General features: G+C 66.2%; 24 protein-coding genes and 3 tRNA genes. 17 read left to right on the forward strand and 10 right to left on the reverse strand.

All coding sequences use genetic code 11. The annotated features are described in order from the left end of the window. Positions 1 to 60: 60 nt before the first annotated feature. The 6 genes from rseP to BM449_RS03925 all read left to right on the forward strand — a co-directional run bounded on the left by rseP (position 61) and on the right by BM449_RS03925 (position 5,865). On the forward strand, positions 61 to 1,155 hold the full coding sequence (gene rseP / locus BM449_RS03900) for an RIP metalloprotease RseP (protein ID WP_071800143.1): 1,095 nt from the start codon (positions 61 to 63) through the stop codon (positions 1,153 to 1,155). Between the two features lies 1 nt (position 1,156). After that, complete coding sequence (nth, locus tag BM449_RS03905) at positions 1,157 to 1,837, forward strand: endonuclease III (protein WP_071800144.1); 681 nt, start codon at positions 1,157 to 1,159, stop codon at positions 1,835 to 1,837. 28 nt (positions 1,838 to 1,865) lie between these two features. Further along, the gene (gene rpsN, locus BM449_RS03910) at positions 1,866 to 2,168 is read left to right on the forward strand and encodes a 30S ribosomal protein S14 (RefSeq protein WP_071800145.1); all 303 of its coding nucleotides are present in this window, start codon (positions 1,866 to 1,868) and stop codon (positions 2,166 to 2,168) included. A gap of 375 nt (positions 2,169 to 2,543) precedes the next feature. Continuing rightward, a complete protein-coding gene (locus BM449_RS03915) occupies positions 2,544 to 4,664 on the forward strand; it encodes a polyribonucleotide nucleotidyltransferase (protein ID WP_071800146.1) in 2,121 nt (706 codons plus the stop codon). Between the two features lie 22 nt (positions 4,665 to 4,686). Then, on the forward strand, positions 4,687 to 5,541 hold the full coding sequence (gene rsmI / locus BM449_RS03920) for a 16S rRNA (cytidine(1402)-2'-O)-methyltransferase (protein WP_071801946.1): 855 nt from the start codon (positions 4,687 to 4,689) through the stop codon (positions 5,539 to 5,541). 81 nt (positions 5,542 to 5,622) lie between these two features. After that, complete coding sequence (locus tag BM449_RS03925) at positions 5,623 to 5,865, forward strand: hypothetical protein (protein ID WP_071800147.1); 243 nt, start codon at positions 5,623 to 5,625, stop codon at positions 5,863 to 5,865. On the opposite strand, the gene BM449_RS03930 is transcribed toward BM449_RS03925, so the two are convergent. Further along, entirely contained in the window at positions 5,844 to 6,662 is an 819-nt protein-coding gene (locus BM449_RS03930) for a hypothetical protein (protein WP_311134197.1), read from the reverse strand. The two genes, BM449_RS03925 and BM449_RS03930, sit on opposite strands and share 22 nt — an antisense overlap. Before the next feature lie 16 nt (positions 6,663 to 6,678). On the opposite strand from BM449_RS03930, the gene BM449_RS03935 reads away from it, so the two are divergent. Then, a tRNA-Arg gene (locus BM449_RS03935) sits at positions 6,679 to 6,752 on the forward strand. A gap of 446 nt (positions 6,753 to 7,198) precedes the next feature. Here BM449_RS03935 and BM449_RS03940 read toward each other — a convergent pair. The 5 genes from BM449_RS03940 to BM449_RS03955 form a co-directional block, all read right to left on the reverse strand. Further along, positions 7,199 to 8,098, reverse strand: coding sequence for an acyl-CoA desaturase (locus BM449_RS03940; RefSeq protein ID WP_233831055.1), 900 nt, complete (start codon positions 8,096 to 8,098; stop codon positions 7,199 to 7,201). Positions 8,099 to 8,219: 121 nt separating this feature from the next. Then, positions 8,220 to 8,531: a lactate dehydrogenase gene (locus BM449_RS15320; protein ID WP_233831057.1), complete on the reverse strand. Its 312-nt coding sequence runs from the start codon at positions 8,529 to 8,531 to the stop codon at positions 8,220 to 8,222. Positions 8,532 to 8,668: 137 nt separating this feature from the next. Then, the gene (locus BM449_RS14925; RefSeq protein WP_162922842.1) at positions 8,669 to 8,929 is read right to left on the reverse strand and encodes a hypothetical protein; all 261 of its coding nucleotides are present in this window, start codon (positions 8,927 to 8,929) and stop codon (positions 8,669 to 8,671) included. 149 nt (positions 8,930 to 9,078) lie between these two features. Further along, complete coding sequence (gene gluQRS / locus BM449_RS03950) at positions 9,079 to 9,984, reverse strand: tRNA glutamyl-Q(34) synthetase GluQRS (RefSeq protein WP_071800149.1); 906 nt, start codon at positions 9,982 to 9,984, stop codon at positions 9,079 to 9,081. 111 nt (positions 9,985 to 10,095) lie between these two features. Continuing rightward, positions 10,096 to 10,371, reverse strand: coding sequence for an HU family DNA-binding protein (locus BM449_RS03955; RefSeq protein WP_071800150.1), 276 nt, complete (start codon positions 10,369 to 10,371; stop codon positions 10,096 to 10,098). A gap of 298 nt (positions 10,372 to 10,669) precedes the next feature. Here BM449_RS03955 and BM449_RS03960 point away from each other — a divergent pair, with 298 nt between their 5' ends. From BM449_RS03960 to BM449_RS03970, 3 genes are all read left to right on the forward strand, one after another. Continuing rightward, a complete protein-coding gene (locus tag BM449_RS03960; RefSeq protein WP_071800151.1) occupies positions 10,670 to 12,790 on the forward strand; it encodes an isoamylase in 2,121 nt (706 codons plus the stop codon). A gap of 84 nt (positions 12,791 to 12,874) precedes the next feature. After that, positions 12,875 to 13,678 carry an ATP-binding cassette domain-containing protein gene (locus BM449_RS03965; RefSeq protein ID WP_071800152.1) on the forward strand — a complete coding sequence of 268 codons (804 nt, stop codon included), beginning with the start codon at positions 12,875 to 12,877 and terminating at the stop codon, positions 13,676 to 13,678. A 226-nt stretch (positions 13,679 to 13,904) separates the two neighbouring features. Then, a complete protein-coding gene (locus tag BM449_RS03970; protein ID WP_071800153.1) occupies positions 13,905 to 14,288 on the forward strand; it encodes a hypothetical protein in 384 nt (127 codons plus the stop codon). Positions 14,289 to 14,369: 81 nt separating this feature from the next. Here BM449_RS03970 and BM449_RS14930 read toward each other — a convergent pair. Beyond that, positions 14,370 to 14,427 (reverse strand) — tRNA-Ser (locus BM449_RS14930). Positions 14,428 to 14,717: 290 nt separating this feature from the next. Here BM449_RS14930 and BM449_RS03975 point away from each other — a divergent pair. After that, positions 14,718 to 15,014 carry an AbrB/MazE/SpoVT family DNA-binding domain-containing protein gene (locus BM449_RS03975; RefSeq protein ID WP_233831059.1) on the forward strand — a complete coding sequence of 99 codons (297 nt, stop codon included), beginning with the start codon at positions 14,718 to 14,720 and terminating at the stop codon, positions 15,012 to 15,014. Then, complete coding sequence (locus tag BM449_RS03980) at positions 15,001 to 15,462, forward strand: type II toxin-antitoxin system VapC family toxin (RefSeq protein ID WP_233831061.1); 462 nt, start codon at positions 15,001 to 15,003, stop codon at positions 15,460 to 15,462. Before BM449_RS03975 ends, BM449_RS03980 begins: the two co-directional genes overlap by 14 nt. A gap of 200 nt (positions 15,463 to 15,662) precedes the next feature. On the opposite strand, the gene BM449_RS03985 is transcribed toward BM449_RS03980, so the two are convergent. After that, positions 15,663 to 15,733 (reverse strand) — tRNA-Gly (locus BM449_RS03985). A 141-nt stretch (positions 15,734 to 15,874) separates the two neighbouring features. Between BM449_RS03985 and BM449_RS03990 the strand changes: the two genes are divergently transcribed. Genes BM449_RS03990 through plsY form a run of 5 tightly spaced genes read left to right on the forward strand, consistent with a single transcriptional unit; the run spans position 15,875 to position 20,129 of the window. Beyond that, positions 15,875 to 17,242, forward strand: a complete 1,368-nt coding sequence (locus BM449_RS03990) for an MFS transporter (RefSeq protein WP_071801949.1) — start codon at positions 15,875 to 15,877, stop codon at positions 17,240 to 17,242. A 10-nt stretch (positions 17,243 to 17,252) separates the two neighbouring features. After that, a complete protein-coding gene (locus BM449_RS03995) occupies positions 17,253 to 18,002 on the forward strand; it encodes an ABC transporter permease (RefSeq protein WP_071800155.1) in 750 nt (249 codons plus the stop codon). Positions 18,003 to 18,041: 39 nt separating this feature from the next. Beyond that, positions 18,042 to 18,503 (forward strand): DUF3119 family protein, encoded by a 462-nt coding sequence (locus BM449_RS04000; RefSeq protein WP_071800156.1) that lies wholly within the window; start codon positions 18,042 to 18,044, stop codon positions 18,501 to 18,503. After that, entirely contained in the window at positions 18,500 to 19,441 is a 942-nt protein-coding gene (locus BM449_RS04005; protein WP_071800157.1) for a DUF3086 domain-containing protein, read from the forward strand. The genes BM449_RS04000 and BM449_RS04005 overlap by 4 nt, the downstream gene beginning before the upstream one ends. Before the next feature lie 40 nt (positions 19,442 to 19,481). Next, entirely contained in the window at positions 19,482 to 20,129 is a 648-nt protein-coding gene (gene plsY, locus BM449_RS04010; protein WP_071800158.1) for a glycerol-3-phosphate 1-O-acyltransferase PlsY, read from the forward strand. Between the two features lie 14 nt (positions 20,130 to 20,143). On the opposite strand, the gene proC is transcribed toward plsY, so the two are convergent. Then, positions 20,144 to 20,986, reverse strand: coding sequence for a pyrroline-5-carboxylate reductase (gene proC, locus BM449_RS04015; protein ID WP_255448056.1), 843 nt, complete (start codon positions 20,984 to 20,986; stop codon positions 20,144 to 20,146). Continuing rightward, positions 20,970 to 21,557 carry a cell division protein SepF gene (locus BM449_RS04020; RefSeq protein WP_071801951.1) on the reverse strand — a complete coding sequence of 196 codons (588 nt, stop codon included), beginning with the start codon at positions 21,555 to 21,557 and terminating at the stop codon, positions 20,970 to 20,972. The genes proC and BM449_RS04020 overlap by 17 nt, the downstream gene beginning before the upstream one ends. Between the last annotated feature and the right edge of the window lie 51 nt (positions 21,558 to 21,608).

The raw sequence follows: 21,608 nt of genomic DNA on the forward strand, positions 1-21,608 counted from the left end.
CTTCAGCCCGCCGGCGGGCGGGTTGCCCCTCCACAATGAGGGCACTGCGTCACGGTCTGAATGGGTGTTCTTTCAGCTCTGGCGATCCTGGCCGCCCTGATCGTTGTGCATGAGGCTGGCCACTTCTTTGCCGCCACCTGGCAGGGCATCCGCGTCAGCGGTTTTTCGATCGGCTTCGGTCCGGTGCTGCTGGAGCGTCAGCGCCGCGGCGTTCAGTTCGCCCTGCGGGCGATCCCGCTCGGCGGCTTTGTCGCCTTCCCTGACGATGACGAAGACGAGACCAGCGCCATCGCTGCCGACGATCCCGATCTGCTGCGCAACCGCCCCCTGCACCAGCGCGCCCTGGTGATCGCCGCCGGCGTGCTCGCCAACCTGCTGCTGGCCTGGACGGTGCTGGCGGCCCAGGGAATTGTGGTGGGCATTCCGGCCGGTTTCAGCGCCAACCCGGGCGTGGTCGTGGCGGCCGTACAGCCTGGCCAGCCGGCGGCCCTCTCGGGCCTGGTCGCCGGCGATCGGATCGTCAGCCTCGGCGGCGTCAGCCTGCTGGGAGGCCAGGAGGCGGTGGTCGGCCTGGTCGGCGATATCAAGGCCGCCCCCAGCCAGACCCTGGACCTGGTGGCCGAGCGTGACGGCAAGACACTCACGCTCAACCTCACCCCCGCCGACAACGACGGCATCGGCCGCATCGGCGCCCAGCTGCAACCCAATGGCAGCGAGGCCTTCCGCCCCGCCACTGGCCCACTGGAGGTGATCAACCAGACCAACCGCATCTTCGCCCAGCTCACCGGCCGCACCATCGATGGCTTCGTCGCCCTGGTCACCCGCTTCAGTGAAACGGCTCCGCAGATGTCGGGGCCGGTCAAGATCGTTGAAATGGGCGCCACGCTGGCCAAGAGCGGCGGCAGCAGTCTCTACCTGTTCACAGCCCTGATCTCGATCAACCTGGCCGTGATCAATGCCCTGCCCCTGCCCCTGCTCGATGGCGGTCAGTTCCTGCTGCTGTTGATTGAGGGGGTGCGCGGTCGCCCCCTGCCCCAGCGGCTGCAGATGGTCTTCATGCAGTCGGGCTTCCTGCTGTTGGTGGGGCTCAGTGCCGTACTGATCGTTAAGGACACCAGCCAGCTCTCGGTGGTGCAGCAGCTGATCGGCCGCTGAGGTGAGCGAACGTCTCCGGCGGCCTCGCTTCCCGACGGCGCGGCAGCGGGCTCCGTTGATCCTGGCCCGGCTTGGTGAGCTCTATCCCGAGGCCACCTGTTCGCTGAACTGGCGCACCCCCTGGGAGCTGCTGGTGGCCACGATGCTCTCGGCCCAGTGCACTGATGAACGGGTCAACCGGGTCACCCCGGCCCTGTTCGAGCGCTTCGCCGATGCGGAGGCCGCCGCCGCTGCCACCGCCGCAGAGGTGGAGCCGTACGTGCATTCCACAGGCTTCTTTCGCAACAAGGCCAAAAACATCGTGGCCGCCTCGCGGCTGCTGATCGAGCACCACGGCGGGGCGGTGCCGCCGCGCATGGACGCCCTGCTGGAGCTCCCTGGTGTGGCCCGGAAAACCGCGAATGTGGTGCTGGCCCATGCCTTCGGGATCAACGCCGGCGTCACTGTCGACACCCATGTGCGGCGGCTGAGCAACCGGCTCGGCCTGAGCAAGCAGAGCGAGCCGCGCCGCATCGAACCGGAGCTGATGAAGCTGCTGCCCCAGCCGGAGTGGGAGAACTTCTCGATCCGGATGATCTTCCACGGCCGCGCCGTCTGCAACGCCCGCAAACCCGCCTGCGACGGCTGCCCCCTCGCCGACCTCTGCCCCAGCCATCCCGAGCACGGCCGCGCGGTAGACTGATACATCCCTGAACCAGCTCTGAAGCCGCATGGCGAAGAAGTCGATGATCGCGCGCGATGTCAAGCGCAAAAAAATCGTGGCTCGCTTCGCCGTTAAGCGCGCCGCCCTGATGGCCGCGTTCGAGGCCGCCCCAGGCCCGATGGAGCGCCTTGAAGTGCACCGCAAGATCCAGGGCCTGCCCCGCAACAGCGCCGCCAACAGGGTGCGTAACCGCTGCTGGGCCACTGGCAAGCCCCGTGGCTACTACCGCGATTTCGGTCTGTGCCGCAACCAGTTGCGGGAGATGGCTCACAAGGGTCTGCTGCCCGGCGTCACCAAATCCAGCTGGTGAGCCCATTCGGCTGGCAACCAACTCCAGCTGATGAAAAAATCTGGCTGATGGTATGTGGCCGATGCTGAACTGCTCTGTTCCGCTTCATTGTCCGCAAACTTTTTGACTGTTGTGTTCTATCGCCCCTTTTTTGCGACCCCATTCGTTGCGAAAAAGTGGCGGCAAGATCAACAGCACGGGTGGCCCTGACGCCACCCTCTGTCGGGCGTTTTTGTAGGCCAGCGCTGCCGGCAGGCAAGCAGGCGCAGCCGATATTGATTGCAGGTTTGGGGCCCTGATCACCCCGTTTTGCCTCTTCACTAGTGGGCGCAGCCCATACGGGGGCAAGACAAAATGCGAGAATCAACAACGTCAACAAAACGGACATAATCAGAAGTGCCAGGAAAAATTCAGTCGGTCTCCTTCGATGGTCGGGAGATCCGGCTGACCACAGGGTTGTTTGCCCCTCAAGCAGGCGGGGCCGTGTTAGTTGAATGTGGTGATACGTCCGTGCTGGTCACGGCCACCAGGGCCAAGGGTCGCGAAGGGATCGATTTCCTCCCCCTCACCTGCGACTACGAAGAGCGTCTCTACGCCGCCGGACGCATCCCCGGCAGCTTCTTCCGCCGCGAAGGCCGCCCCCCCGAGCGCGCCATCCTCACCACGCGCCTGATCGACCGCCCGATGCGGCCGCTGTTTCCCTCCTGGCTACGGGACGACCTCCAGGTGGTCGCCACATGCCTGTCGCTGGATGAACGGGTCCCGCCCGATGTGCTCGCCGTGACCGGCGCCTCGATCGCCACCCTGCTGGCCAAAATCCCCTTCAACGGCCCGATGGCGGCCGTGCGCGTCGGCCTGCTTGGCGACGACTTCGTGCTCAACCCCAGCTACCGCGAGATCGAGCGCAGTGAGCTGGATCTGGTGGTGGCCGGCACCCCGTCCGGGGTGGTGATGGTTGAAGCGGGCGCCAACCAGCTGCCCGAACAAGACGTGATCGAAGCGATCGACTTCGGCTACGAAGCCGTGGGCGAGCTGATCAAGGCCCAACAGACCCTCCTCGCCGACCTGGGCATCGAGCAGGTATTCCCGGAAGCGCAGGTGCTCGACGCCGCCCTGCCGAATTTCCTGGAGCAGGAATGCGGCGCCGGCATCGGCGAAGTGCTCAAGCAGTTCAGCCTCACCAAGGCGGAGCGCGACGCCCAGCTCGATGTGATCAAGGCAGGCGTGGCCCAGAAGATTGCCGGTCTCTCCGACGACGATCCGATCCGCCTGGCCGCCACCGGCAAGGCCCTCGGCAACACCTACAAGGGCATCACCAAGAAGCTGATGCGCGCCCAGATCCTCAGCGAGGGCAAGCGGGTCGATGGCCGCAACCTCGATGAAGTGCGGCCGATCACGGCGGCCGTCGGCGTGCTGCCCAAGCGGGTGCATGGCTCCGGCCTCTTCCAGCGCGGGCTCACCCAGGTGCTCTCCTGCGCCACCCTCGGCACCCCCAGCGATGCCCAGGAGATGGACGACCTCAACCCGATGGGCGAGAAGACCTATCTCCACCACTACAACTTCCCCCCCTATTCCGTCGGCGAAACCCGGCCGATGCGCTCCCCCGGCCGCCGCGAAGTCGGCCACGGCGCCCTCGCCGAGCGGGCCCTGATTCCCGTGCTTCCCGCCAAGGAGGGCTTCCCTTACGTGATGCGGGTCGTCTCGGAGTGCCTCAGCTCCAACGGCTCCACCTCGATGGGCTCGGTCTGCGGCAGCACCCTGGCGCTGATGGATGCCGGTGTGCCGCTCAAGGCTCCCGTAAGCGGCGCCGCCATGGGCCTGATCAAGGAGGGTGATGAGGTGCGCATCCTCACCGACATCCAGGGCATCGAGGATTTCCTCGGCGACATGGACTTCAAGGTGGCCGGCACCGAGAAGGGCATCACCGCCCTGCAGATGGACATGAAAATGTCCGGTCTGGCGGTGAAGACCATCGCCGAAGCCGTCAACCAGGCCCGCCCGGCCCGGCTGCACATCCTCGAGAAGATGCTGGAGGCAATCGAGAAGCCCCGTGAGATCCTCTCGCCGCATGCCCCGCGGCTGCTCAGCTTCCGCATCGATCCCGAGCTGATCGGCACGGTGATCGGCCCCGGTGGGCGCACGATCAAGGGCATCACCGAGCGCACCAACACCAAGATCGACATCGAGGATGGCGGCATCGTCACGATCGCCAGCCACGACGGCGCCGCCGCCGAGGAAGCCCAGCGGATCATCGAGGGGCTGACCCGCCGGATCAGTGAAGGCGAGCAGTTCAGCGGCACGGTCACCCGGGTGATCCCGATCGGCGCCTTCGTGGAGATCCTCCCCGGCAAGGAAGGGATGATCCACATCTCCCAGCTCTCCGAAGCCAGGGTCGAGAAGGTGGAAGACGTGATCAAGGTGGGCGATGCCGTCACCGTGCGGGTGCGCGAGATCGACAACCGCGGTCGTATCAACCTCACCCTGCGCGGTGTGTCCCAGGAACCCGTGGCGGTCTGAGATCGATCGGGCCCCGCTGAAGCTGGATCCCCCGGCTGAACCCGCCGCCGGTGTGCTCTACCTGGTGGGCACACCGATCGGCAACCGGGGCGATCTCTCGCCCCGGGCCCGGCAGGTGCTTGAAGGGGTTGATCGCATCGCCTGCGAAGACACCCGCCACAGCGGCCAGCTGTTGGCGGGTTTCGCCATTCGTGGCCGCCTGCTCAGCTTTCACCAGCACAACCAGCACGGCCGCACCCCCGAGCTGCTCGCGGCGCTGCAGGCCGGCGAAAGCCTGGCGCTGATCAGCGATGCCGGCCTGCCGGGCATCTCCGATCCCGGCGAGCTGCTGGTGGCGGCCGTGCGCGCCGCCGGGCTGCCGGTGATCTGCATTCCGGGCCCCTGCGCCGTCACCACGGCCCTGGTGAGCAGTGGCCTGCCGACGGGGCGTTTCTGCTTCGAAGGCTTCCTACCCGCCAAGGCCCGCCTGCGCCGCCAGGCCCTGCAGGAGCTGGCCGCGGAACGCCGCACGCTGGTGCTGTTCGAAGCGCCGCACCGGTTGGTCGAACTGCTGGAGGACCTGCTCGATCTGCTCGGCAATCGACCGCTGCTGGTGGCCCGGGAACTCACCAAACGCCACGAACAGCAGGTTGGTCCCACGGTGGAGGCGGCCCTGGAGCACTTCCGCCAGGTGCCCCCCCGCGGCGAATGCACCCTGGTGCTCGGCGGCGCCCCTGCCCCCGAAGCTCCCCAGTGGAGCGAGCACGAGCTCAGGGCGGAACTGGCGCGGCGCCTGGCAGCGGGCCTCAGTGGCAGCGACGCCGCCCGCCAGCTCGCCGCCGAAACCGGCCTCTCCCGCCGCAGGATCTACGCCCTGCTCCACCAGCCACCCCCATAGCAGCCGCCACTACCAGTTCGCCTGGCCACTGTTCGCTCGCCCACCAGCAGTCAGAATCACAAGAGCCAACTGTTTTGTCCCGTGCTGCTGCGTCTGCGCCTGCTGCTCTCCAGCCTCGGTGGCGGCCTGTTGCTGCTGCTGATCCTGTGCCTGGGCTCGCAGAACCTCAACGAACGGGCCGTGCTGCAGCTTGGCATTGGCCGCACCGTGCCGCTGCCCACCGGCTTTTTGGTGGGCGTCGCCCTGGTGGTGGGCGTGATCAGCGGCGGCAGCGCCACCGCCCTGGTGATGCCCAGGGGTGATCAGGATCCCGGCAGGGAATAGACAGCGCCTTCGAGCACGAGTCGGGTGATGCCCTGAACCAGCAGGTAGGGGGCGGTGCGCCGCAACACCTGGCTGTCAGGCAGCTTGATCACCCGTTGGGTGCGCCCGCAGTGGCGCTTGGCCTGGCGCGGGTTGGCGAACACCAGCAGCGCCTGACCTTGTTGCTCCCCATCGGGCAGTCGGCCCAGCTCAGGAAAATCGCTGAGGGGGCGGGCCTGCAGTTCCACCGTCTTGTCGACGAGCATGTAGAGGCTTTCAGGCAGTGGCGCGCTCTCCAGCGGCTGGCGGCAGGCTGCCGCTGGGCGATCCTCAAGGGCAACGCCCACGGGGACGGCCACAAACAGATTGCCTTCTCGGTCCCGCCCGAAGCCATCGCCGCCATCGCCGCCCTCGTCGTCGCTGTCGTCGTCCTCACCGAAATCATCGGCATCATCGATCGCCAGCACACCGGGCCTGGTGTCCTCGTCGTCGTCCTCTTGGCCTAATTCAGCGCCGTCTTCAACGTCTTCAACGTCTTCAGCGCCAGCACCTAGGTCAGCGCCGGCAACAGCAACTGGCGCTGTGGTGGCAAGCGGAGAAGCTTGGGCCTTGCCCCGTTGCCGCTTGAGCTGTCCGTAGACCTCCTCCCCCAGAGCCGCCTTGACCAGGCGCGTCACCGTGTTGGCGCTGCAACCGAAGGCCGCAGCCAGCGCCTGGGAGCCCTCGCCCCGCTGATAGCGCCGCACCAAGTCCTGTTTCTGCTCGTCGCTGAGCCGGTTGGCCGCCATGGAACTGGAGAGGGTTGCGTAGCCGCTCACCTTAGGCTGCCCGGGTGGGCCGTTAGCTCAGTTGGATAGAGCATGCGACTTCTAATCGCACGGTCGCTGGTTCGAGTCCAGCACGGCCCGTTGAACAGCTCCAGCCCTGCCGGCCAGCAGAAGACGCCAGGGTTCGCTCACACCCGAACGGTTCGGTGATAAACAAGTCATTGGGCGCAACGTTTTGTAACCAGAATTGACGAATCAACGCGCTCACCCGTCAATGGCCCTTTCGCCATCCGTCGAGGTCGTACAGCTGGAGCGCAGCTGTACCGGCCGCACCACCTTCTGCGCAGCCCAATCCAGCGACCAGACCCTGATTGCCGAGTTGGCACCGCAACAACCCTGGGAGCTGTTCTGCCATCGCCACCAGACCGATCAGCTGATCCTGTTGCGTGGCTCCCTCGACTTAGTCGTGCTCCACAACGGCCGCTTCGAGCGGATCACCCTGCGCGAAGACGACCCGGTGATGGTGCGCATTCCCCCCGGCGTGCCGCACGGGGCAATCAACCAGGGTCGTTACTCCGCCACCCTGGTTAACGCCGTGCTGCGCCATGGACCCGCCGCTGCCGGCGATTACCGGCCCCGGCCGATTCCAGCCGGCCTGCTTGGTCAGTGGCAGAAACTGCTGAACGTGCCCGATTCAACAGCTCACCTTGGCTTGGAACAATCAGGCGAGACGCCAGGCCGCAGCGTTCCAGGAAACGGATGAAGCCATAGGTGGGATCCGGCAGCACGCAAACCTGGCCCGCCTGCAGGGTGAACCCTTGCCGCGCCGATGACTGGAAGGCGTGGTGCAGGTTGTGCCATCCCTCGCCGAGGGTCAGCAGCGCCACTAAGCCATTGTTGCGGCTGTGATCATCGGTGCGAAACGGCTGGTCGCCCGCTAGGTGGGCCAAGGAATTCACGGTCGCCACGCCGTGGAACAGCACTGTGGTGCTGAGGCAGTAGGCCGCCAGCAAGGGAAGGCCGCCCAGGGCGAACGACAACCAGCCCAGGCCTACGGCCGGCAGGACATGCAGCCGGTCGATCAGGCGCAGCACCGGATCAGCCTCCACGTCCGGGGGGAGCCGCTCGGGGAAAAAGGAAGGCCGCAGCAGCCAGCCGACCTGGGAACGCCAGAAGCCTGCCCAGCCCCTGAGGGGCGCCAGGGGGCTGTGGGGATCCCGATCGGTGTCGACGTAGCGATGGTGACTGAGGTGGTGAGCCTTCCACCAGCTCGGGCCCATCTGCCCTGCCGAAGCCCCCACCAACGCCCCAAGCCAGAGCACCAGTTTGGGGGCCTGGTAGCTGCGATGGGTGATCAGGCGGTGATAGATCGCCGTTGTGGCCAGCATTCGCAGCAGATAGAGCGTCACGGCCCAGGCGATCGCGCCGAGCCCGAGGCCCGTGGCCAGCAGCAGCAGGCAGCCCAGATGGACAGCCACGATGAACACCGGTCCGAGGACGTAGAGGAAACGGGTAAGAACGGAGTACAGAACAGGCCTTGCACCAGACCCGACGCTAGAGGCTGGCTCTCACCAACGAGCCCGGACCCGTTGCTCAAAACCCCTGATTTCAGAACATTTGATCATCGCCCTGGTACGGCTCGAATTCACTCCATCCTGGGCTGGCGTCATCGAACAGTCCGTAGCGGGCCGCTTCGTCATTGAGCAAGGTGTTGCCTTCCGGCTGGGTATCACAGGTGATTCCGCCGCCGACAGCCGGGCGGCAATTGTCGAAGCGGATATCAGCCAACAGGGGCTCAGCTCGTCCAGGAGCCGCAGCGCCCACCAGGAGCAGAAGTGCTGCCGTTGCGCTGGAGGCGGCAATCGAAGTTGCGATGGAAATGGCGGCTTGCCAGGGGCTTTGGTGATGGGCGGTTGTCATGGTTTAGGTGCTGACCGGCGAAACGGGATGATGGCGACGAGCTTTTCTCGCCACGATGTACACCGACTGGACTGCCGTCATCCTGCTGCTGCTCACGGCTGCGCCCTTAGCGGTGGTGGTCGGGACCGCCACCTTCTTCATCTGGAGCCAGAAGAGAAGGCCCCAGCGTTGATCTCCTGGTTCCAGGGCTGAATCACGTCCGGCTGGATCATGTCTTGAAGCCTCGGCTGGGGCTCGAAGCGCGGCTCATGACCCTGGCCAAGGCAGTCGAGGCAGGTGCGAAAGCGCTGCTCACTCATCCTCAGCACCCCACTACCGCCGCAATGCGGGCACGGCGGCAGCGGAACATTCGGCAAGGAGGCACTGGGGCCTGAGCCGGAGGGGGGAAGGGAGGTCACGAAACGAACACCATCTGCATGAATGCAGTCTGCCCCTCCTGCTCCTCACAGGGAGGACCGATCCAGCTTCATTCCTTAAGAATTCCTTTCTTAAGTGTTTGTTTCTTGAGCCTTCCTTGCCTGAGCATTCGTTTTCACAGAAACCGGCTTTACAGGGGCTGGCGTAGCCGCTCCCGCAACAGGGGCAGGCTGAGTTGCTCGCAGAGCTCCAGGGCACTGAGGCGACTGCCGACTGGCACCAGCTGCAGACTCGCCGCCAACTGACCGATCACCGCCGGTCCATCCAGTCCCTGAGCGCGCAACCCAGCCAGCCCTTCGGCCGCCGATCGCTTGGCCAGCCGTTCGCCGCCGGGCCCGCACCAGAGCGGCACATGCCAGTAGTCGGGAGGACGCCGCTCCAGGCAGGCCATCACAGCCAGCTGCGGGGCGGTGGAGTGCCAGAGGTCGGCTCCACGCAGCACCGTGCTGATGCCCAGGGTCAGCTCATCGACTGCCGTGGCCAGGTGATAAGCCACAAAGCCATCGGCCCTGCGCAGCACCACGTCACCGACAGCCGTAGGACCATCCAGCCCAGCCTCGCGTCCAACCAGTTCAGGCCAATGCAGCCGCCCCGGCGCCAGCCGCAAGCGCCAGCTGGGCTGGCGGCCATCCTTGGTACCCCAATCGGCAGGAACGGCGCGGCAGAGACCTGGATAGGGCGACCATCCGCCGTGGGGGGCTGAAAGATCGGCGAGCATCCGCCGGCTGCAATGGCAGGGATAGAGCTGGCCCGAGGAGCGCAGCCTGGCCAGTGCCGCGTCGTAGAGCGAGCGGCGCTCACTTTGAAAGAGCGCCGGGCCGTCCCAATCGAGACCCAACCAGCCCAGGTCGGCCTCGATGGCTTCGCAGGCACCGCTGCGGTTGCGGGGCGTGTCGAGATCGTCGAAGCGCAGCAACCACTCGCCACCGCTCAGCCTGGTCTGCAACCAGCTGAGCAGGGCCGTGCGCAGATTGCCGAGGTGAAGATCGCCGCTGGGGGAAGGGGCAAAGCGCCCGCGGTGGTGGCCCTGCCGCAGACAATCGCCGCGCTCGAGCTGCTGCTCAAGCGCGTCTTGAAAACCTTCTCTGGAGGCACCGGGCCTGCCGGCGCCTGGCCTGCTGGGGCTGGCGGAAGGAATCGACCCGATTCAGCCCTGAACCTGGTCTTTGAACTGCTTGCCGGCGGTGAAGGCGGGCACGCGCTTGGCGGGGATGGCGATTTTCTCACCAGTCTTGGGGTTCAGGCCCTGACGGGCCGAGCGCTCGCGGGCCTCGAAGGAGCCGAAACCGAGGATCGACACCTTTTTGCCTTCGACCACCGAATCGATGATCGTGGAGATGGCGGCGTCTACGACATTGGAGACGTCGGTCTTGGTGAGTTCGGTGCGGGCTGCGACGAGATTGACGAGATCAGCTTTGTTCATCGGATAGGAAAACCTTCAGGGAGTGCGGGATCTGGGCGGAGCGGAAAATCCCCTCCCGCCATGCGGTGGAGCAGCCAACGGGATGTTGAGCGCGCCAATCGTATGGGGGAAGGGCTGATCCAGCAACTGAAATCGCCCTGTCGGCAACGGTTTTGACCCAATTGGGCCCAAATTGGGCCGATTTGGGCCTGGATCGAGCGGCGATCGCTGCCAGAGCGGGCCGTTGAACACCGTGTTGGAGCAGGCCAGGCAGCGGTTGCAAAGCCTCCTAGTTTGTGCGCGCCCCAGAACTGAGCCCTTGGCGGCGATCCAGCTCGGACATCCCTGGCCCCTGGGAGCAAGCGTGACGGCGCGGGGGGTGAACTTCTCTGTGGTGGCTCCGCGGGCCACCCGGGTGGAGTTGCTGCTGTTCCGCGATGGTGCGGCCGCGGAGCCTTACCGGGTGTTCGCCCTCGATGGCCGCCACCGCTCCGGTGACTACTGGCATGGCGAAGTTGAAGGGCTGGGGATCGGCTGCCGCTACGGCTACCGGGTGTTCGGTCCGCTACTGCCGGGGCTGCACGGGTTCAATCCGGCCAAGGTGCTGCTCGATCCCTGCGCCCGGGCGATCGATGGCTGGGAGGTCTACGACCGCGCGGCGGCCAGCGGCACGGTGCTCAACACCAGCTGCTGCCTGAAGGGGGTGGTGACCGAACGGGACCGCTTCGATTTCGATTCCGCCCCCCGGCCCCGCCACAGCTGGCAGCGCAGCGTGATCTATGAGCTGCATGTGGGTGGCTTCAGCCATGGGGCGGGCAGCCCCACCCCGGCGGAGCGCCAGGGCAGCCTGCTGGGCCTGATCGACACCCTGCCCTACCTGCGCAGCCTCGGGGTCACCACCCTGGAGCTGTTGCCGGTGATGGCCTTCGATCCCCAGGATGCACCCACCGGCCGCCACAACTACTGGGGCTACAGCCCCCTGAGCTGGATGGCTCCCCATCAGGGCTATCTGGTGGGGAACGATCCGCTCGAGGCTCGCCAGCAGGTGCGCGCCCTCGTCACCGCCTGTCACCAGGCGGGCCTGGAGGTGCTGCTGGATGTGGTCTACAACCACACCAGCGAAGGCAACCAGAACGGTCCAACCCTCAGCTGGCGAGGCTTTGCCGACGCCCTTTATTACCAGCAGAACGAGTCGAGCGAGTACCAGGACGTCACCGGTTGCGGCAACACGATCGCGGCCAACCGGCCGCTGGTGCGGCGTCTGATCATCGAGTCGATGCGCTGCTGGGCCCTGGAGCTGGGCATCGATGGCTTCCGCTTCGATCTGGGCATCGCCCTCTCCCGCGGCGAGAACATGCTGCCGCTGGATCAGCCGCCCCTGTTCGAGGAGATCGAAGCCGATCCGGAGCTCAGCGACCTGAAGCTGGTGAGTGAACCCTGGGACTGCGGCGGCCTCTACCGGCTCAGCGATTTCCCGGCCAAGCGCATGGGCACCTGGAACGGCCGCTTCCGCGACGATCTGCGTCGCTTCTGGAAAGGGGACGACGACTGCAGCTGGCTGATGGCCGAGCGACTGAGCGGCAGCCCCGATCTCTACGGCGGCCGCCCAGCGGCCGTGGGGCGGGCCATCACCTTCATCACCGCCCACGACGGCTTCACCCTGGCCGATCTGGTCAGCTACAACGGCAAACACAACCTGGCCAATGGCGAGGACAACCGCGACGGCGACAACCACAACAACAGCTGGAATCACGGGGTGGAAGGCCCCTGCAACGATCACGCCATCACCGCCCTGCGCAACCGCCAGCAGCGCAATCTCCTGGCCACCCTGCTGCTCGCCCCGGGGGTGCCGATGCTGCTGATGGGCGACGAGGTGCGCCGCAGCCAGGGGGGCAACAACAACACCTGGTGCCAGAACAATCCCCTCGGTTGGATGCACTGGCGGCCCGATGCCGGCGATCTGGCCCTGCGTCAGTTCGTGCAAAGGCTGCTGGTGTTGCGCCGCAAACTCGCCGGCCTGCTCAACCCGGAGCAGCCCTACGTGCAAGGCAAGCCGGGCCGACCCACAGCCTCCACAACCCTCTGGCGCGAGTGGCACGGCGTCGAAGTGGAACGCCCCGACTGGGGCAGCTGGTCGCACACCCTGGCCTGGAGCCTACACAGCGCCGAGCGCGGAGCGCTGCTCTGGTGCGGCCTGAACGCCTACAGCAAGGCGATCCACTTCGATCTGCCCAAACCCAGCGAGGGCTGGTTGCGCGTGATCGACACAGCCCTGCCCAGCGGCCAGGACCTGCCCCTCCACCCCGAGCTCTGGACCCCCAGCGGGGCCCCGCTGGAGAGCCGCAGCCTGATGCTGATGGTGGCCCCGGAGCTGCTGCAGAAGCCAGCCAAGCCGAAACAGGCCGGGAGCGCGGCCAGGGCCAGCGCTCAGGCCACCTGACAACCCTGGCTCCACGCTCACCGGCCCAACCGGCTTCATCCGCTCGGATCCGCCAACACCCCCCTGGCCGCGCCCCTTCCCGCCTTGACCACCACCGTCCCCTATCTCGACCTCCAGGCCGTGGAGGCCTACCTGGGCCCCCGCCCGGTCTTCACCAACCTCAGCCTGCGGCTACACCAGGGTGAACACACCGTGATCCTCGGGCCGAACGGGTCAGGCAAGAGTGCCCTGATCAAGCTGCTGTGCCGCGAAATCTACCCGGTGGTCAAGCCGGGATCCTGGCTGCGCCTCTTCGGCCACCAGACGGCGAATCTCTGGGATCTGCGGGCCCGGATCGGGCTCGTCTCCCAGGATCTGCAGGCCAACTATCGAGGCGGCGTGCTGGCCCGCGATGTGGTGCTCTCCGGCTTCTTCGGCTCGGTGGGCATCGGCCCGAGCCAGCAGCCCACAGCCGCCCACAGGCTGAGGGTGGGTGAGCTGATGGACCAACTCGGGCTGGCGGATCTGGCCGAACGCCCCTACCGCCAGCTCTCGGACGGCCAACGGCGACGGCTGCTGCTGGCCCGGGCCCTGGTGCACGATCCAGAGGTGCTGGTGCTCGATGAGCCCACCAATGGCCTCGATATCCAGGCCCGCTTCCAGCTGCTGACGATCCTGCGCGGCCTGGCCCAGTCCGGCACAACCCTGCTGCTGGTGACCCACCAATTCGATGCAATCATCCCGGAAATCAGTCGCTGCGTGCTGTTGCGGCAAGGGGCCGTGCAGGAGGATGGCCCCGTCAGCGAGCTGCTGCAGGACGGCCCCCTCAGCGCCCTGTTCGCCACGCCCCTGCAGGTGTGCACAGCCGGCGGTTATCACCAGGTGCTGCCGGCGGGGGAAGCTCCTTGAAATTATTCTGTAAAATGAAGCAGACAGCTGAGCAATCAAGGAATTTCGCGGGATCATCAGCACCACGGCTCCTCTCGATGAAGTCCTTTCGACGAAGCCCTTTCGATCAAGCCTGTCTTTTTTCATCACGGAGATAACTTTGTTCCCTGTCAACTGCCGTTTCCTACGCCTGCGATCAAACGCAAGATCAACGGCAAGATCAACGGCAAGATCAACGGCAAAGCTGATGCTGCCGCTGCTTGCGTTCGCTGTGGCCCTCCCAGCAGCACATGCCGGCCCATTCAGCTTTGACCCTGTGTCGTTTGCCGGCTATGCCAACAACTGGCAGAAGTTGCAGGGTAATGATCTGGTCTTTCGCAACCTCTCCCTCTGCGCCAAGGAGGGCAACGGTGGCTACAGCTGCCTGGCAGGCGAGGTGCTGCGCAAAGAACCTGGCAAGTCAGGGCGATTTTTCTGCAAACTGCGCTCCGTGGGCTATCACCCCAACACCCGCAGCATCACCTTCGTGACCCGCTCCTGCGAGTATCGCAGCGGCCAGCGGCGGATCATCGATCAATCCGAAAAACTATTCCAGAAGGGCCTCGACACCCTTGAGAATTTCACCAATTAAGCCAGCAACAATCATCAATTAAGCCAGCAGCAATGGTGACCCAAAAATGCTGATTGAGAAAAACCCTGATTTGGGAAAGTAAGCGGACGGCGGGAATCGAATCCGCATCATCAGCTTGGAAGGCTGAGCCACCAATCGCCCAGTCTCCTTGTTGTGCCTGACATATCAACAACAAAAAATCAACAACAAAAAAGCCATTTTGTGAGTTACTTGGTGAGATGCTTCGCTCCTGAAAGCCGTCTGGGGGCCTGGAGGTGGTCCATGCGCCGCGAGGCCTCTGGCCACAACGAGGTCGCCAGCACCGCCGGTGTTGCACTCAGGGCCGGTGTCCGCTGCAGTGGCACCTTGAGAGCAAGGAGGCCACCATCACTGGCTTGTATGGACGTAGAGTCGTGTATCGACACTGCTGGCAAGATCCAAGGCGGTCCCGTGACAGAGTCCATGGCCCAGAACCATCCCGTTGATACAGGTAGGCACTTCCAGCAGGCGATCCGCCGCTGGGGAAACAGCCTGGCCGTTCGGCTCCCCGCTGACTGCCTGCGTCAGGCCGGCCTGCGGGAAGGCGATCAGATCGAGATCGTCGTTGGCCCTGACGGCCGGCTGAGTCTCGAACCCCTGCGCCAGCTGGATCGCTCGGCTCTTGCCGCTGTTCTTCGCGAGCTCCAGGCCACCATGCCCCTCACTCCCTCTGTGGTTGAAGAATGCCGCGCCAATGAGCGCTGGTGAGACCGTCCGCTCGATGATCTACCTCGACACCAGCGTGGTGGTGGCTCTGCTGACCTCGGAGGAGCGCAGCCCGCACGCCCTCGACTGGTTGGCGCAGTGCCGCGAACCCTTGATCAGCAGCGACTGGCTGATCACCGAGACCCACAGCGCCCTTGGGATCAAGCAGCGCCATCACGGCCTCAGCCCCCAGGCCCGCCAGGCCGCCGGGGACCAGTTCGAGCGCCTGCTGCAGGGCGGAGTTGAACTGCGCTCGCTTGCTCGCGACCGCTTTCGTCAGGCAGCCGAGCTGCTTCAAGATCCTGCTCTCGCCCTGCGGGCCGGTGATGCGCTGCATCTGGCGGTGGCGCTGCACAGCCGCTGCACCCAGCTGGCCAGCTTTGATGGGCGGATGCTGCAAGCTGCGGCTGCCCTCGGGCTGAGGCCGGTCAAGGAGCTCGGCATGGGCTAGTGAGCTGAAATCAGGGACTATCCCATGGCCCGATAGCCCAGCAGCCTGCTGGTGGGAATCCGCGATTCGATCAGCCGTTTGGCCAGCGTCTCCTGAAACTGCTCCCGAATCCATGCAGTCGAGGTTCGCTACTCCCGCAGGGCCTCGGGATGGTCCTCAGACATGACGGCCCTGGCCGAAAACCCTGATTTGGGAAAGTAAGCGGGCGGCGGGAATCGAACCCGCATCATCAGCTTGGAAGGCTGAGGTTTTACCACTAAACTACGCCCGCAGCAGCACAGATGATCTGATGCTGTGATCGTTAACGCCTCACCCGCGCCACACCCCGATCACTGCAGCATTATGGCCTGCGTCGGAGTGCCCCAGCTTGAGCCCCATCCCAGCGCCGGTTCCCTCTGCTGGAACCCCGGCCATTGCCGATGCGGCCGATGCGTCCAGGGCCGAGCAGCGCCGCCTGCTCTGGGCCTACGGGCTGGGTGACACCGGCACCGGCATGGCCGCGACCCAGCTGGGCTTCTATCTCTTTGTGTTTTATACCGGAGTCGCCGGTCTGCCGGCCTGGATGGCCGGGCTGGTGCTGATGGTGATCAAGGTCTGGGACGGCATCAACGATCCCTTCGTGGGCTGGCTCAGCGACCACACCAAGAGCCGCTGGGGTCCGCGGCTGCCCTGGATTGCCTGGAGTGCCGTGCCGATGGGGCTGGCGATGGCCGCCAACTGGTGGGTGCCGCCGGGCAGCCTCTGGCAGAAGTTCGCCTACTTCGTGGTGATCGCCCTGCTCTCCCAGGGACTGTTCACCTGCGTGAACCTGCCCTATTCCGCCCTCGCCAGCGAGCTCACCGTCGACACCAGCCTGCGCACCCGGCTGAACACGGCGCGCTTCACCGGCTCGATCCTTGCCGGACTCAGCGGCCTCGTGCTCGGCGCCCTGCTGGTCCGCGGCGGACCATCGGGCTACCTCAGCATGGGGCTCGCCTCCGGCCTGCTGATCATTCTGGGAACCCTGGGCTGCGCTTGGGGTCTGTCGCCGTTCACGGGCCATTGCCAGCGGCCCACCGGCGATCCCGAGCCGATTGGACGCCAGTTGCGACGCATTGGCGCCAATGGTCGTTTCCTGCGGGTCCTTGGCCTCTACCTGCTGCTCTGGTGCGGCCTGCAGCTGATGCAACCCGTGTCGCTGATCTTTTTCGAGGCTGTGATGCGACTGCCCAAGAGCTGGAGCGTCTGGATCCTGATTCCCTTCCAGCTCAGCGCCTTGGTCGGGCTGCAGGTCTGGAGCCGGGTGTCCTACAGGCGCGGGCGGGTGCATGCGCTGCGCTGGGGCGCCGGCCTCTGGATCGCCGGCTGCGCCCTCTCGATGGTGCTGGTTCCACTGGAGGCCAGCATCAGTCCGCTCGGTTCGCTCAGCAACATGGTCAGCCTCGGCCTGCTGGTGCTCACGATCGTGCTGGTGGGACTGGGGGGCTCCACCGCCTTCCTGATCCCCTGGTCGCTGCTTCCCGACGCGATCGATGCCGACCCTGACAAACCGGCGGGCCTCTACACGGCCTGGATGGTGATCACCCAGAAACTGGGCATCGGCCTGGCCGTGTTCGCTTTGGGCAACGTGCTCAGCTTCAGCGGCTATGAAGCAGGTCTGCAAGGCCTCCAGCCCGAGAGCGCCCTGCTGACGATCCGGTTGTGCATGGGCCTGATCCCCGCCACCCTGGTGGTGTTGGGGCTGCTGGTGATGCGCCGCTGGCCGGAGCGAGGGCTGCATCTGCAGCGGGCACCACGATGAGGACAACCCGATGAGAACTCCCCGGTGGGTCAGCCGGCTCGGCACCAGCTGCCTGATCGGCGGCCAGACGCTCTCGGCGATCGCCCGCGGCCAGATCAATTTCAACGACCTCTCTGAGCAGATGCTTGAGGCCGGTCCTGGCAGTTTCCTGATCGTGGCGATCACCGCCCTGGCTGCCGGCACCGTGTTCAACATCCAGGTGGCAGCTGAACTGACGAAACAAGGGGCCGGGATGGCCGTGGGCGGGATCCTCTCGCTCGGTCTGGCCAGGGAGATTGCGCCCCTGCTCACCGCCACCTTGCTCACCGGCAAGGTGGCCACCGCCTATGCGGCCCAGCTCGGAACCATGAAGGTGACCGAGCAGATCGATGCCATCACGATGCTGCGCACCGATCCGGTGTCCTATCTGGTGGTGCCGCGGGTGCTGGCCCTGGTGATCATGGCGCCGGTGCAATGCATGCTCTTTTTTGCGGTCGGGGTGTGGTCGGGGCAGCTGAGCAGCACCTTCCTGTTCTCGATCCCGCCGAACGTGTTCTGGAACTCGGTGCGCACCTGGATGCAGCCCAGTGACCTGCCCTCGATGCTGGTCAAAGCGGTGGTGTTCGGCCTGCAGATCGCTGTGATTGCCTGTGGTTGGGGCCTCACCACCAAGGGCGGCCCGAAGGAGGTGGGCACCAGCACCACCGGCGCCGTGGTGATGATTCTGGTCACCGTCAGCCTGATGGACGTGCTGCTCACCAAAGTGCTGTTCGGCGACTGAGCGGCCGGTAGCCCAGCATGGAGGCCATGATTCCAGGCCATGACCACTCCCTCCAGCTCCAGCGACAGCTCGGCCGACAGTTCCACCGACAGCTCGGCCCCCAGCCCCACGCCCGCTGACACCCCAGGGGTGATCCTCACGCCCCGTCCCTGGGTTCCGCTGGGGTTGGTGCTGCTCGGCCTGGCCAGCCTGCTGTTGCTGCCGCGCTGGAGCGGGGCGCTCTGGTTGGCCGGTGCGCTCGTGCTGTTCGGCCTGCTGCTGCTGCTGCAGACCGCCCTGCTGCGGCTGCAGTTCAGCCCCGATGCCCTGCTGGTCTGGCGGCGTCAGACCCTGTTGCGCCGCTTCCCCTACGACGAATGGCTGGGCTGGGCCGTGTGGTGGTCGCCGCTACCGGTGCTGTTTTATTTCCGTGAACAGCGCAGCATCCACCTGCTGCCGGTGTTGTTTGATGCCACCGCCCTGCGCGAGCAGCTCAACCTGCACATCAGCGCCCCGAAATGACCGATCCGTCCACCTCCCCTGATCCGGCAGCCGAAGTGCCGAACGAAGCGCTCAGCGAAGCGCCGGCTCAATCCGGCTCCCCCTGGCAGGACCTGGCCCTGACCGAGCTGAGCGGGCGACGCCAGGCGCTGCTGGCGGAGATCGAAGGGCTTGAGGCCCGCCGCGATCTGCTGGCCAAGGACCTGCTGGGCACGGTCGCTGGACAGTCCGATGCCATTGCCAGGCGCCTGAAGGGCTTTCAGGACTATCTGGTGGTTGCCCTGCAGGATCTGGCCAGCCAGGCAGAGCAGATTGATCTGGCGGTGCCGCCGCTGCAGCTGCAACCCTCTCCCCTCGATCAAATGGCCGCACCGGCGGCAGCGCCCGAAGCCGCTGCGGCGGTGAGCCCTGGGGTGGGTCTGTTCAGCCAGGACGAGGCCCTGATCAGCGACCAGCTGCGGCGCTTTCAAGGCCAACCAGACTTCTACGCCGATCCCTGGAAGCTGCGCCGCAGCATCGAGCCCTCCGCCACGGCCCTGCTTGAAGACTGGTTCCTGCAGCAGGGCGGCCGCGGCGCCCAGGCCAGCAGCGGCAGCCGCAACCGCAACGCCCTGGTGGTGGCGGCCGCCGTTGCCATCCTCGGCGAGCTCTACGGGGAGCGTTTTCAGACCCTGGTACTGGCCGGCCAGCCCGAACGCCTCGGTGAGTGGCGCCGCGGCCTGCAGGACTGCCTGGGCCTGGGTCGGGAAGACTTCGGCCCCAACAGCGGCATCGTGCTGTTCGAGCGGCCCGATGCCCTGATCGAGCGGGCTGATCGGCTCGAAGAACGGGGGGAGTTGCCGTTCATCGTGATCGATGCCTCCGAGCAGGTGGTCGACATCCCGATCCTGCAGTTCCCGCTCTGGCTCGCTTTCGCCGCCACCGCCAACGAATTGGCCCTCGAGGAGGACCAGCTCTGAGACCCGCGCCACCAGCCCGCCCGCAACCCCGGACCCGCCCATGAACGCGCTTCTGCCCCTTGTGGTGATGCTGACGGGATACCTACTCGGCTCGATCCCATTCGGCTGGCTGGCGGGCCGCTGGTGGGGGGGAATCGACCTGCGCGAACTGGGTTCGGGCTCCACAGGCGCCACCAACGTGCTGCGGCAGATGGGCAAGGGCCCGGCCCTGGTGGTGTTCCTGCTCGATGTGCTCAAGGGCAGCGCCGCGGTGTTGCTCGCCAAGGCCCTGCTCCAGCCGCTCCTGATCAGCGACAGCAGCGACTGGTGGGTGGTCGCCGCTGGCCTGGCCGCCCTGGCCGGCCACATCTGGCCGATCTGGCTGGGGTGCAAGGGCGGCAAGGCCGTGGCCACCGGCCTGGGCATGCTGCTCGGCCTGGTGCCGGCCGTGGGTCTGGCCTGCTTCGGCCTGTTTCTGGCCACCCTGACGGTCAGCCGGATCGTCTCGCTCTCGAGCGTGGTGGCCGCCCTGAGCCTGCCGCTGTTGATGCAGGGCAGCTTCATGACCGCCGGAACCGGCCTGCGGCCGGCCTATCTGGCCCTGGCCGTGCTCACCACCGTGTTGGTGGTGTGGCGACACCGCGCCAACCTCGGGCGCCTGATCGCCGGCACCGAACCGAAGCTGGGCAGCAAATCCGGCGCCAACTGATCCAGCCAGACAACTCAGCCTTCGGCCAGGGCCCGGCTGCGTTCGGCGGCCGCCAGCACCGCCTCGATCAAGGCGGAACGCACACCGCCCTGCTCCAGGCGCCTGAGGGCCGCGATCGTGGTGCCAGCTGGGCTGGCCACCATGTCCTTGAGCTGGCCGGGGTGCAGCTGCTGCTGTTGCAGCAGCTGCACCGAGCCGGCCATCATCCCGCCGGCGAGCTGCAAAGACAGGGCGCGCGGCAGGCCGGCGGCCACGCCGCCATCCGCCAGCGCTTCGATCACCACCGCCGCCAGCGCCGGCCCGGAGGAGGCCAGGGCGAGGAAGCCATCGAGCTGGCTCTCCGGCAGCTCGAACACCTGGCCGACCGACGCAAACCAAGACCGCACCTGATCACACTGCTCCGTCTGCACCGCCGCACCCCAGGCCAGGCCGGTAATGCCGGCGCGCACCAGGCAGGGCGTGTTGGGCACGGCCCGAACCACCTGGCAGTGGGGAAAGGCCTGCTCCAGCTGCCGCAGGGTCACCCCGGCGAGAACCGAAATCAGCAGCGGGGCTTGACCCGCCGCGAAAGACGGGGCAGCGGCGGCAACCCGGCGTAATTGCTGGGGTTTGACAGCCAGCAGCACCACCGCTTCTGCCCAGGCAGCGGCTGGATCGGTGCCGACAGCCACCCCCAGCTCCGCCCGCAGGCGCCCGGCACTGGCCTCGCTGGCCACCACGGCCTGGACCCGCCCCGCAGCCACGGCGCCTTGCTCAAGCAGCGGAACCAGCAGCGCCCGGGCCATGCGGCCCAGACCAATCACACCAAGACCAGTCACATCAGGACGGATCACACCGGGATCAGCCCAGGCCGGCACCGAGATCGGTTCGGCCCCAGGCAGGGCTGGGGGCGGCCACCGAATCGGCGCCGAGATCCTTGGAGGTCACGATGGTGGGCGAGGAGGGCTCTTCGCCGGAGGCCGTGGTGACGGTGACACAGCTGGGGGCAAACAGGAAAATGCTTTCGCCGACCCGTTCCTGGTGGCCATCGATGGCGTAGGTGCCGCCAGCCACGAAATCGACGGCGCGCTGGGCCTGATCGGGCTCCATCATCGTGAGGTTGATGATCACGGTCTTGCGGTCACGCAGGGCCTGAATCGCCCGCGGCATCTCATCGAAGCTGCGGGGCTCCATCAGGGTGACTTCCGCGGCCGTCGGCGAAAGACCGGGCATGCCGATCACCTTCCCACCGGCGAATGGATCGTCCATCGAAAAATCTGAGCTGAGGCTCAGGGCGCTGCCGCTGCTGCTCTGGCCAGCGGCGCTGCCGCGGGGGGTGCTGGCGGTGGCTGTGGCCTCACCGGCGTCGTAGTCGAGTTCGTCGTCGTAGTCGCCATCGAGATAGTCGTCACCCGAGACAACCGCACGCAGGCGTGAGAACAACGACACCTTGAGTTCCTTCGTGTTGGTCTGTACCTCAATAGCGTCCCACGCCAGCGG

Source organism: Synechococcus sp. SynAce01 (genome assembly GCF_001885215.1).
Taxonomy (GTDB): Bacteria; Cyanobacteriota; Cyanobacteriia; order PCC-6307; family Cyanobiaceae; genus Regnicoccus; species Regnicoccus frigidus.

Coding starts and splice junctions, on each gene's coding strand:
- rseP (WP_071800143.1), top strand. CDS start 61: ATGGGTGTTCTTTCAGCTCTGGCGATCCTGGCCGCCCTGATCGTTGTG.
- rpsN (WP_071800145.1), top strand. CDS start 1,866: ATGGCGAAGAAGTCGATGATCGCGCGCGATGTCAAGCGCAAAAAAATC.
- BM449_RS15320 (WP_233831057.1), bottom strand. CDS start 8,531: ATGACAACCGCCCATCACCAAAGCCCCTGGCAAGCCGCCATTTCCATC.
- BM449_RS03955 (WP_071800150.1), bottom strand. CDS start 10,371: ATGAACAAAGCTGATCTCGTCAATCTCGTCGCAGCCCGCACCGAACTC.
- BM449_RS03970 (WP_071800153.1), top strand. CDS start 13,905: ATGCTGCCGCTGCTTGCGTTCGCTGTGGCCCTCCCAGCAGCACATGCC.
- BM449_RS03980 (WP_233831061.1), top strand. CDS start 15,001: ATGAGCGCTGGTGAGACCGTCCGCTCGATGATCTACCTCGACACCAGC.
- BM449_RS03995 (WP_071800155.1), top strand. CDS start 17,253: ATGAGAACTCCCCGGTGGGTCAGCCGGCTCGGCACCAGCTGCCTGATC.
- BM449_RS04000 (WP_071800156.1), top strand. CDS start 18,042: ATGACCACTCCCTCCAGCTCCAGCGACAGCTCGGCCGACAGTTCCACC.
- BM449_RS04005 (WP_071800157.1), top strand. CDS start 18,500: ATGACCGATCCGTCCACCTCCCCTGATCCGGCAGCCGAAGTGCCGAAC.
- plsY (WP_071800158.1), top strand. CDS start 19,482: ATGAACGCGCTTCTGCCCCTTGTGGTGATGCTGACGGGATACCTACTC.